This is a genomic window from Phenylobacterium sp. (genome assembly GCF_037138395.1).
GTDB lineage: Bacteria > Pseudomonadota > Alphaproteobacteria > Caulobacterales > Caulobacteraceae > Phenylobacterium.
This window is the reverse complement of the sequence record NZ_JBAXIM010000087.1, coordinates 1-11026: the sequence shown is the minus strand read 5'-3', so window position 1 is coordinate 11026 and position 11026 is coordinate 1. Positions and strand designations below refer to the sequence as shown.

At 67.8% G+C, this 11026-nt stretch carries 9 protein-coding genes and 1 pseudogene; all 10 read right to left on the bottom strand.

All coding sequences use genetic code 11. The annotated features are described in order from the left end of the window. Positions 1 to 1796: translation elongation factor 4 (gene lepA, locus WCJ52_RS08295; protein WP_336902837.1), on the bottom strand; the 1796-nt coding region annotated here is incomplete at its 3' end. A 46-nt stretch (positions 1797 to 1842) separates the two neighbouring features. Continuing rightward, a complete protein-coding gene (locus tag WCJ52_RS08290) occupies positions 1843 to 3138 on the bottom strand; it encodes an FAD-binding oxidoreductase (RefSeq protein WP_336902836.1) in 1296 nt (431 codons plus the stop codon). Between the two features lie 7 nt (positions 3139 to 3145). After that, on the bottom strand, positions 3146 to 4546 hold the full coding sequence (locus WCJ52_RS08285; RefSeq protein ID WP_336902835.1) for a glutamine synthetase family protein: 1401 nt from the start codon (positions 4544 to 4546) through the stop codon (positions 3146 to 3148). Further along, positions 4543 to 5946, bottom strand: a complete 1404-nt coding sequence (locus tag WCJ52_RS08280) for an aspartate aminotransferase family protein (protein ID WP_336902834.1) — start codon at positions 5944 to 5946, stop codon at positions 4543 to 4545. Before WCJ52_RS08280 ends, WCJ52_RS08285 begins: the two co-directional genes overlap by 4 nt. A 21-nt stretch (positions 5947 to 5967) precedes the next feature. Beyond that, positions 5968 to 6717: a gamma-glutamyl-gamma-aminobutyrate hydrolase family protein gene (locus tag WCJ52_RS08275; RefSeq protein WP_336902833.1), complete on the bottom strand. Its 750-nt coding sequence runs from the start codon at positions 6715 to 6717 to the stop codon at positions 5968 to 5970. A 1-nt stretch (position 6718) separates the two neighbouring features. Next, entirely contained in the window at positions 6719 to 7840 is a 1122-nt protein-coding gene (locus tag WCJ52_RS08270) for an ABC transporter ATP-binding protein (protein WP_336902832.1), read from the bottom strand. A gap of 6 nt (positions 7841 to 7846) precedes the next feature. Beyond that, positions 7847 to 8719: an ABC transporter permease gene (locus tag WCJ52_RS08265; RefSeq protein WP_336902831.1), complete on the bottom strand. Its 873-nt coding sequence runs from the start codon at positions 8717 to 8719 to the stop codon at positions 7847 to 7849. Beyond that, the gene (locus tag WCJ52_RS08260; RefSeq protein ID WP_336902830.1) at positions 8719 to 9624 is read right to left on the bottom strand and encodes an ABC transporter permease; all 906 of its coding nucleotides are present in this window, start codon (positions 9622 to 9624) and stop codon (positions 8719 to 8721) included. The genes WCJ52_RS08265 and WCJ52_RS08260 overlap by 1 nt, the downstream gene beginning before the upstream one ends. Before the next feature lie 20 nt (positions 9625 to 9644). After that, positions 9645 to 10739: a spermidine/putrescine ABC transporter substrate-binding protein gene (locus tag WCJ52_RS08255; RefSeq protein WP_336902829.1), complete on the bottom strand. Its 1095-nt coding sequence runs from the start codon at positions 10737 to 10739 to the stop codon at positions 9645 to 9647. Between the two features lie 95 nt (positions 10740 to 10834). Continuing rightward, a pseudogene (locus tag WCJ52_RS08250) lies at positions 10835 to 11026 on the bottom strand (glutamine synthetase); the annotation flags it as partial.

Here is an 11026-nt window from a genome sequence, read left to right as displayed (position 1 = left end):
TCCATCTTCAGGGCGGCGATGAAGGCCTCCTGGGGGATGTCGACCTTGCCGAACTGGCGCATGCGCTTCTTGCCGGCCTTCTGCTTGTCCAGCAGCTTGCGCTTGCGGCTCATGTCGCCGCCGTAGCACTTGGCGGTGACGTCCTTGCGCAGGGCGCGGATGGTCTCGCGGGCGATGATCCGGCCGCCGATCGCCGCCTGCAGCGGGATCTGGAACATGTGCGGGCTGATCAGGTCCTTCATCTTCTCGACCATGCCCCGGCCCCGGGCCTCGGCCCGGTCGCGGTGGACCAGCATGGACAGGGCGTCGACGGGCTCGGCATTGACCAGGATGCTCATCTTGACCAGGTCGCCGACCCGGTAGTCCTCGATCTGGTAGTCGAAGGAGGCATAGCCCTTGGAGACGCTCTTCAGCCGGTCGTAGAAGTCGAAGACCACCTCGTTGAGGGGCAGGTCGTAGATCACCATGGCCCGGCTGCCCACATAGGACAGCTCGCGCTGCACGCCGCGGCGGTCCTGGCAGAGCTTGATCACGGCGCCCAGGTACTCGTCCGGGGTCAGGATGGTGGCCTTGATCCAGGGCTCGGCAATGCTCTCGATCTTCACCGGGTCGGGCATGTCGGCAGGGTTGTGCAGCTCGACCACCTCGCCGTTGGTCAGGGTGATCCGGTAGACCACGCTGGGGGCGGTGGCGATCAGGTCGAGGTCGAACTCGCGGGACAGCCGCTCCTGGATGATCTCCAGGTGCAGGAGGCCCAGGAAGCCGCAGCGGAAGCCAAAGCCCAGGGCCGCCGAGGTCTCCATCTCGTAGGTGAAGCTGGCGTCGTTCAGGCGCAGGCGGCCGATGGCGGCGCGCAGGTCCTCGAAGTCGGCGGCGTCCACGGGGAAGAGGCCGCAGAAGACCACCGACTGGGCGATGCGGAAGCCCGGCAGGGGCGTAACGGTCTGCCGCTTGTCCTCGGTGATGGTGTCGCCCACGGCGGCGTCGGCCACCTGCTTGATCTGGGCTGTGATGTAGCCGATCTCGCCGGGGCCCAGCTCGTCGACCTCGGTCTGCTTAGGGCGGAAGACGCCGATCCGGTCGACCTGGTGCACGACACCGGCATTGATCATCCGCACCTTCATGCCGGCGCGCAGGCGTCCGTCCACGACCCGCACCAGCACCACCACGCCCAGGTAGGGGTCGTACCAGGCGTCTACGAGCAGGGCCTTGAGGGGCGCGTCGGGGTCCCCCTTGGGGGCCGGCAGGCGGGTCACCACCGCCTCGAGCACTTCGGCGATCCCTTGCCCGGTCTTGGCCGAGCACAGGATGGCGTCCGAGGCGTCGATGCCGATGACGTCCTCGATCTGCTCGCGGACCCGGTCGGGGTCGGCGGCGGGCAGGTCGATCTTGTTCAGGACCGGCACGATCTCGTGGTTGTTGTCGATGGCCTGGTAGACGTTGGCCAGGGTCTGGGCCTCGACCCCCTGGCTGGAGTCCACCACCAGGATGGAGCCCTCGCAGGCGGCCAGGCTGCGGCTGACCTCATAGGCAAAGTCCACGTGGCCGGGGGTGTCCATCAGGTTGAGGACATAGGTCTCTCCGTCCCGGGCCTTGTAGTCCAGGCGCACGGTCTGGGCCTTGATGGTGATGCCCCGCTCGCGCTCGATGTCCATGTTGTCGAGGACCTGCTCGGTCATCTCGCGCAGGGTCAGGGCGCCCGTCTGCTGGATGAGGCGGTCGGACAGGGTCGACTTGCCGTGGTCGATGTGGGCCACGATCGAGAAGTTGCGGATTCGGCTGAGTGGGGTGGTCATGTAGACGCGGCCTTAGCACACTCCGGCGGCCAGGGGCGAGGGCGGTTCAGAGCCGGTCGCGCAGGGCGTACCAGGTCAGGCCGGCGACGGTCAGGGGCCGGCGCAGCCATCGGCCGCCAGGAAAGGCCGGGGTGGGCAGGCGGCACACAGACTCCAGGGCCTCGGCGGCGGCCCGGTCGCCCTGGGCCTCGCACCCCAGAAGGTCGCCGATATAGGGCGCCAGAAGCACCCCCTGCCCTGAGTATCCGGCCGCCAGGGAGACCCCCGGCGCCGGAAAGGCCACCAGGGGGGTGCGGTTGAGGGTCACCCCCACCGAGCCGCCCCAGGCGTGGGTGATGCGCACGTCCGCCAGATCCGGATAGATCTTCAGGAGACTGCGCCGGACATAGGCGGCGAGGTCGGCGGGATAGGTCTCGCGATAGGTCTCGCCACCGCCGAACAGCAGGCGACCGTCGGCGGTCTTGCGGAAATAGTTCACCACGAAGCGGGTGTCGGCAACGGCGGCTCCGCTCCGCAGGATCTGGTCGGCCCGCTCGCCCAGGGGTTCGGTGACAAGGACGAAGTTGTTGATCGGCATGACCCGGTCCCGGGCCGCCCCGGCGATGGGGCTCAGGTAGCCGTCCCCGGTCAGGATCAGGCGGTCGCAGACGATCCGGCCAGTGGGGGTGGCGACCTCGATCCCCCCGCCCCGGCGCGTCCAGGACAGGGCCTGCGTGTCCTCGCAGATCCGTCCGCCGGCGGCCAGGACCGCCCGGGCCAGGCCGAGGGCCAGGTTCAGGGGGTGCAGGTGGCCGCCGTCCCGGTCGAGGATGCCGCCGTGATAGACCCCCGTCCCCAGCTCCGCGGCCAGATCGTCCCGGGAGACAAGGCTGAGAGCCTCGCAGCCGTAGACACGGGCCATGTGATCGATGTGGGCGGCGTCCCGTCCCTCCCCGCCCGGACGGTGGCGGGCGACGATCAGGCCGGGGCGATAGTCGGCCTCGGGGGCAACCTCGGCGACCAGGCCGGCCAGGTGGGCGCGCCCGGCCTCCGCCAGATCCCAGAGCCGCAGGGCCTCGTCGACGCCGACCCGGGCCTCGAGCCAGGACTGGTCTTGCCGGTGGCCGGGATGGGCCTGGCCGCCATTGCGCCCCGAAGCCCCCGACCCGACCCGGGCCGCCTCCAGCACCAGGCAGGGAACCCCGGCCCGGGCCAGGGCCAGGGCGGCCCCCAGTCCGGTGAAGCCTGCGCCAATAATGCAGACGCCGGTACGCACCTCGCCCTCCGGGGCAGGCAGGGCCGGCAGGGGGATGGCTGCCGTCTCGGCATACCAGGAGCCCGCCGGGTGGCCGTCATTGCGCATGGCGCGGTCAGACGTTCAGCAGGAGGAACTCGCGCTCCCAGGGGCTGATGGTCTGCATGAAGGTCTCGTACTCCGCCCGCTTCACCGTGGCGTAGGAACTGCAGAAGACCTCGCCCAGGACCTCCCGGATGGGCGCGCACTGCTCGAAATGCACCAGGGCCTCCAGCAGGTTGCGCGGCAGCTCGATGCCCAGGGCCGAGGCATCGGTGGCCACCGGCTCCGAGGGGGTCAGGTCCTGGGTCATGCCCAGCCAGCCCGCCGCCAGGACGGCGGCGATGGCGAGGTAGGGATTTGCGTCGGACGAGGGGATCCGGTTTTCCAGCCGGCGGTTGGCCGGGTCGGAGGGCGGCTCCCGCAGGCCGCAGGTGCGGTTGTCGTAGCCCCACTGGGTATTGACCGGTGCCCCCGTTCCCCGGGCGATGCGCCGGTAGGAATTCACATAGGGCGCCAGCATGGCCATGATCGCCGGCAGATAGCGCTGCTGGCCGGCGATGAAGGACAGGTAGGTGCGGGTGGGCTCCCCCGTCTTCCAGTCCGAGAACAGGGGACGCCCGTCCGCGCCCAGGAGGGACTGGTGGATGTGCATGGCGCTGCCGGGCTCACCCGCCATCGGCTTGGCCATGAAGGTGGCATAGATGTCGTGCTCCAGCGCCGCCTCGCGGATGGTGCGCTTGAACATGAAGACCTGGTCGGCCAGCTCCAGCGGGTCGCCGTGCCTCAGGTTGATCTCCATCTGGGCCACGCCGCTCTCGTGGATGAGGGTGTCGATCTCCAGCCCCTGGGCTTCGGAGTACTCGTACATGTCCTCGAAGAGGGCATCGAACTCGTTGACCGCGGCGATGGAATACCCCTGCCGCCCGGTCTCGGGCCGGCCGGACCGGCCGATAGGCGGGCGCAGCGGGTAATCGGGGTCGATATTCTTTTCGACCAGGTAGAACTCGAGCTCCGGGGCGACCACCGGGGTCCAGCCCCGCGCCTTGTAGAGAGCCAGGACCCGGCGCAGGACCTGCCGGGGCGCTTCCTCCACCGGCCGGCCGTCGGGGTGAAAGGCGTCATGGATGATCTGGGCAGTCGGGTCCTGGGCCCAGGGCACCACCGCCAGGGTGGCGAAGTCCGGGTGCAGGACAATGTCGGTGTCCGCCTGCACCGCCGAGACCGTTCCCATCACCTCGGGAAAGTCGCCTGTGATGGTCTGGTAAAAAACCGCCAGGGGCAGGTTCATGCTGGGCGCGCCCAGGAACTTGCGGACCGGCATGATCTTGCCGCGCGCAACCCCGGCGAGGTCGGGCACGACGCACTCGATCTCCTCGATGGACTGGCGGGCCAGCCAGGGGCCCGCCGCCTCCAGCGAGGCGACGCCGCGCTTCTCCCGGGAGGCCGGCGACGGGCGCTTCTTGCGGGAACTCATCCCGCCGCCTCCGGCTTGAGGGCCCGAAGGATGGGCTCGGCTTCGTCGAGAGAGCGACGGATGATGGAGACCAGCCGGTCGATCTCGGCCCGGGTGACGATCAGGGGCGGGCAGCAGACGATGCTGTCGCGGATGCCGCGCACCATCAGGCCGTTGCGGATGCAGATGTCGCGCACCACCGGACCGGCCTCGCCCTCCTTGTCGAGGAAGCGCTTGTTGGTCCCGGGCTCCCGGACGATCTCCACCGCCCCGATCAGGCCGAGAGAGCGGGTCTCGCCCACCAGGGGATGGTCGTTCAGGGTGGCCAGGGCCCGGGCCAGATAGGGGCCGGTGTCGTCGCGGGTGCGCTCGACCAGGCCCTCGCGCTCGATGATGTCGATATTGGCCAGGGCGACAGCGGCGGCTGTGGGATGGCCGCTGTAGGTGTAGCCGTGGATGAAATCCCCGCCCTTCTCGCGCAGTTCGGCGACGATGTGGTCGGCCACGCCGGTGGCGCTGATGGGCAGGTAGCCGGAGGACAGGCCCTTGGCCATGGAGATCATGTCCGGCTGCACGCCGTAGTGGTGATGGCCGAACCACTGGCCCAGCCGGCCAAAGCCGCAGATCACCTCATCGCAGACGAGCAGGATGCCGTACTTGCGGCAAATGGCCTGGACCCTTGGCCAGTAGCCCTCCGGCGGGATGATAACCCCGCCAGCGCCCTGGAGGGGCTCGCCGATGAAGGCGGCGACGTTCTCAGGCCCGACCTCCAGGATCTTGTCCTCGATGGCCTGGGCGGCCCGGGCGGCAAAGGCGTCCGGCTCCTCACCGAAACCCTCGCCGAAGTGGTAGGGCTGCATGACGTGTTCGACGCCGGGTACTGGCAGGTCGCCCTGGACGTGCATGGCCTTCATGCCGCCCAGCGAGACCCCCGCCACGGTGGAGCCATGGTAGGCGTTCCATCGGCTGATGAAGATCCGGCGCTGGGGCTGACCCTTCAGCTTCCAGTAGTGCCGCGTCAGGCGGAAGATCGTGTCGACGGCCTCGGAGCCCGACGAGTTGAAGAAGACGTGGCTCAGGTGGCCGCCCATCTTGCTCGCGATCCGGGCCGCAAGCTTCACCGTGGGCGGCGTCGCCGTCCGGAAGAAGGTGTTGTAGTAGGGCAGTTCGAGCATCTGCTCATAGGCCGCCTTGGCCAGCTCCTCGCGGCCATACCCGACGTTCACGCACCAGAGGCCCGCCATGCCGTCGAGGATGGCATTCCCCTCCCCATCGTAGATGGTGCTGCCCTCGGCCCGGGTGATGATCCGACTGCCGCCAAGGCTGGCGATCAGGCGGTGGTCCGCCTGGGCAGGCAGGTGGTGCGCCAGATCCAGGCGGCGCAGCTCGGCGATATCGTGGTTGCGGATAGGAACGCTCACGCGGGTCACTCCTGAAACGGATCAGCTGACAAGGGGCTCGCCCCGGAGGGCCCGCCCGAAGACGCCGAAGAATACCTGACTTTGAGGATTTTCGCCCGTCCGCCATTCGGGATGCCACTGGACGGCCAGGACCGGGGCGGAATTGACCTGGGTCGAGAAGGCCTCGACCACCCCGTCATCGGCGCAGGCCTCAACAGACAGGCCGTCCCCCAGGCGCTGGACACCCTGGTAGTGCACCGAGTTCACCTGGATGCGGGCCTGCCCCAGGGCACCCGCGAGGACACCCCCGGGGGTCAGCGCCACGTCGTGGACATGGTCGAACATCTCGTTGAAGCCGACCTCGTCGGGGGCATGGTGCCGCAGGAGATCGGGATGGTCCGAGACGTCCCGGCGCAGGGTCCCGCCAAAGGCCACGTTCAGCTCCTGGAACCCCCGGCAGATGCCGAAGACCGGCCGGCCCAGGTCGAGCATGGCGCGGATGAGGTCGCCGGTCATGGCGTCCCGGGCGGGGTCGAAGGGTCCAGGGGCATCGTCCGCCGCCTCGCCGTAGGCGCCGGGGTCAAGGTTCGAGGGGCTACCGGTCAGCAAGAGCCCATCCAGGCGGCTCGCGACATCGGCGGCCCGCATGAGCCCAGGCATGGAAGGCACCAGCAGGGCGGCGGCGTCGGCATAGGCCATGGCCGAGGCGACATAGCGGTTCATCACCGCCTGGGCGGGCTCGATGCCGACCGTGCGGGTGCAGCAGATGATGCCGGCGACCGGGCGGGCCACGTCAGTTCAGCAGGACGGCGGGCGAGCACGCGTGCCAGCCGAGCCAGACCTCCTCGCCCAGGGCGAAGTCCTCCTGGTCCCAGCGGGTCAGGTTGGACCTGAGCACCCTGACCCGCCGGCCGCCGGCGATCTCGACGTCGTAGGTGCTCTCGCTGCCCAGGTAGGACTCGTGGCGGATCACGCCGCGCACCAGGTTGGATCCGGCGGGGGAATCGTCCAGGACCGGCGGCGGCTGGCCGGGGGTGTACTTGTGCAGCTCGATCTTCTCGGGCCTCAGGGCGGCCCAGACCGTGGCGCCCCTGCCCCCGGTGACGCCATGGTCGAGATAGATGTCGGTGGGCAGCTCGGGAGAGCGCACCACGGCCTGGTCAGGCTCATCCACGGCCAGGACACCCTCGAACAGGTTCACCGACCCGATGAAGTCGGCCACGAAGCGGCTTCCGGGAAACTCGTAGAGGTCGTTGGGCGTCGCCACCTGCTGCAGCAGGCCGCGGTTCATGACCGCGCAGCGGGTGGCCAGGGCCAGGGCCTCGTCCTGGTCATGGGTGACCATGATGAAGGTGATGCCGACGGTCTCCTGGAGGGTACAAAGCTCGGTGCGCATCTGGTCCCGCAGCTTGGCGTCGAGGGCCGATAGCGGCTCGTCCAGCAGGAGGACCCGGGGGCGCTTGATCAGGGCCCGGGCCAGGGCCACGCGCTGGCGCTGTCCGCCGGACAGCTGGTCCGGCTTGCGGCCGCCCAGCCCGCCCAGCTGAACCAGCTCCAGGGCCTCCTCGACCCTCCGGTCACGCTCCGCCTCCGGAACCCGGTCGATCTTCAGGCCATAGGCGACGTTGTCGGCCACGGTCATATGGGGAAATACCGCGTAGGACTGGAACACCATGTTCACGGGCCGGCGGTTGGGGGGCACGGCGGAGATGTCCTGCCCGTCGATGAGGATACGCCCCTCGGTGGGGGTCTCGAAGCCCGCCAGCATGCGCAGCAGGGTCGTCTTGCCGCAGCCCGAAGGGCCGAGCAGGCAGAAGAACTCACCCTCGTCGATGGTCAGGGAGACATTGTCCACGGCCACCATGCGGCCGAAGCGCTTGGTGACATTCTCGAAGGTGATGATGGGCTTGCTCATGACGCCTCAGGGACGGTTCTGGGGGCGGTCGAGGGCCGCGTGGCCCCCCGCCGTGGAGGCCGGGTCGCCCTGGACCTTCAGGGCGATGGCGGTGAGGAAGACGGTCAGCACGATCAGCAGGGTCGAGGCGGCATTCACCTCCGGCGTCACGGAGAAGCGGACCATGGAATAGACCTTCACCGGGAAGGTCACAGTGTCCGGGCCCGAGGTGAAGAAGGTGATCACGAAGTCGTCCAGGCTGAGGGTGAAGGCCAGGAAGGCCCCGGCGATCAAAGAGGGGGCCATGTGCGGCAGGATGACGTCCTTCAGGGTGCGCCACTCGCTGGCACCCAGGTCCCGTGCGGCCTCCTCGAACTCGCGGTTGAAGCTGGCCATCCTCGCCCGGACGACCACCGCCACGAAGGGGAAGGAGAAGGAGACATGGGCGATGATGATGGCGCCCAGGTTGAACGGCCAGGGCAGGCCCTGGGGCCAGGGCAGGACCTTCGCGAAGAAGACCAGCATGGCAACGCCCATGCAGATCTCGGGCGCCACGATGGGCAGGGCCAGGGCGCCGTCGAAGCCCGCCTTACCCGGGAACCGGAAGCGCCAGAGCGCCAGGGCGGCCATGGCACCGAGGATCAGGCTCAGGAAGGTGGAGACCGCGGCGATGGTCAGGCTGTTGGCGAAGGCCTCGATCAGCGAGGCGTTGTGCAGGGCCTTGTCGTAGTACTTCAGGGTAAAGCCCTGCCAGACGATGTTGCGCCGGCTATCGTTGAAGCTGAACACCATCAGGGCGACCAGCGGGGCGTAGAGGAAGATACCGACGCCCGCGAGCCACAGCTGCAGGGGCCAGCGACGCAGGTATTCCAGGGGACCGGGAGCTGGACGCTTGGCCATCAGGCTGGCTCTCGCCGACGTCTCGAGAGCATCGCCTGTAGGGCGATGGCGATGAAGGTCATGTACATCAGCAGGAAGGACAGGGCCGCGCCAAAGGGCCAGTCATTGGCCCGCTTGAACTGGCGCTCGATGATGTTGGCGATCATCTGGCTATCCGGTCCGCCCAGCAGGTCCGGCGTCAGGTAGGAACCCAGGGCGGGGATGAAGGTGATCACCACGCCGGAGGCGATCCCCGGCAGGGCAAGCGGCACGACAATGGTGAACAGGGTCCGAAGGTGGCCAGCACCCAGGTCGAGGCTGGCCTCGATGAGCGAGGTGTCCAGCCGGTCCAGGGCCGAGTAGAGCGGCAGGACCATGAAGGGCAGGTGGACATAGACCAGGCCCAGCACCACCGCGAAGTTGTTGTGCAGGAGCTCCAGGGGCTGGAAGGGCCCCAGAGCCCCCGCGCCGAGGACGCCGACCCCCGCGCCCAGTCCGTTCCAGAGCCATTCCAGGGACTGGTTCACATACCCCTCGGTTCGCAGAACGGCGATGAGGGCGTAGGTCCGGATCAGCAGGTTGGTCCAGAAGGGCAGCATGACCGCCAGAAGAAGCCAGGTCTTGGCCTTCGGCGGGGCAAAGGTGATGGCGAGGGCCACCGGGAAGCCGATCGCCAGGCAGATCAGGGTCGTCAGCCCGGCGATGCCCACCGACTTGACGAAGATCTTCAGATAGAGCGGGTCCAGGGCCCTGAGGTAGTTCGAGAAGGTCCCCGTCAGGGCGATATCTGTCAGGCCCCGGTTCTCGCCGAAGGAATAGAGCCAGATGATCCCCATGGGGATCATGAAGAAGAGGACCAGCCAGAATAGCGGCGGGCCGAGGACGGTGCCGAACAGGCCTTTCGCCGATTTCCAGTGTTGTTCCATCCTGGGGCTCCAGCGTCAGGTCAGGCGGCGCGCACCCGGGTCACGACTTCCTCGTAGAAGCTGGCCTTCGCCGCCCCCTCGAAGGCGCCGTATTCGCATTTCGCCATGACGTCGGCGGGCGGGAAGATCGCGGGGTTGTTCCGGTAGCTGTCCGGCATCAGGGCCTTCGCCGCTGCGTTCGGGGTCGGATAGAGGATGGTCTCGCTGATCTTCTTCCCAGCTTCGGCGTCGAGCAGATAGTTGATAAAGGCATGGGCGTTGTTCGGACGCGGCGCCCCCACAGGGATGCAGAGGTTATCGGAGTTGATGAGGCTGCCTTCCTTGGGCACGACGAAGCCGATGTCGGGGTCCTCACTCATGATCTGGGCGATATCGCCGTTGTACTCCAGGACCAGGTCGACCTCGCCGGACAGGAGCATGTCCTGGCCATTGTCCTCATGGAAGGCCTTCACGAAGGGCTTCTGGCGGATCAGCATCTTCTCGATTTCGGCAACCATCTTGGGCGGGATGTTGTTGACCGAGTGGCCCTTGTACTTGGCCGCGAGGCGGACGAGGTCGGCGGACTCGGAAAGCAGGGCGATCTTGCCCTTGTAGGCGTCGGAATCGAACAGCCACTTCCAGCTGTCCGGCACGCCCTTCACCTTGCTCTTGCGGTAACCAATGCCCAGGACCAGCCAGGTGTAGGGCACGGACATCTTCCGGCCGGGATCGTAGTCCGGGTTCAGGAAGGTCGGGTCGATGTTCTTCAGATTGGGGATCTTGGAGTGGTCGAGGGGCTGGATGAGCTTGGCCTCGGTCATCCGGCTGACGAACTCGTTGGACGGGACGATAAGATCGAAGCCCGGATTGCCCGCCTTCAGCTTGGCGAACAGTTCATCATTGGTGGCGAACAGGCTCATGTTCACGTCGACGCCGCTGGCCTTCTTGAAGTCGGCCAGGGTGGTGTCACCGATGTAGGTGTCCCAGTTGTAGAAGTTCAGCTTCGGCTCTTCCCCACCGCCGGCGGGGGCCGCGCCCGGCTTCGAGCAGGCGCTGAAGGAGACCCCGACCGCTGCGGCGCCCAGGGCGGTGAGCAGGCTCCGGCGGGACGCGCCGCGTCCAGAAAGCATAGACATCGGGTGTTTCTCCCCAGAGGCTGAAGTCCTTGGGTGAAAGAAGATGGCGCCTGAGCGCCGGGATCAATCCCGAAACGACCGGGCGACCGCCAGTTTCAGGCGTTGCCCAGATACCAGTCATAGTCGAGGGCGGTGACCGCCGCGCCGAACCGGTCCTGCTCGGTGCGCTTGACCGAGACGAACATGTCCACGAAGCGCGACCCCAGGTAGTCCCTGAGGACTTCAGAGGCCTCCAGGCGATCCACAGCGGCCACCCAGTCCGTGGGCAGGCGGACCCCGTCCCGGGC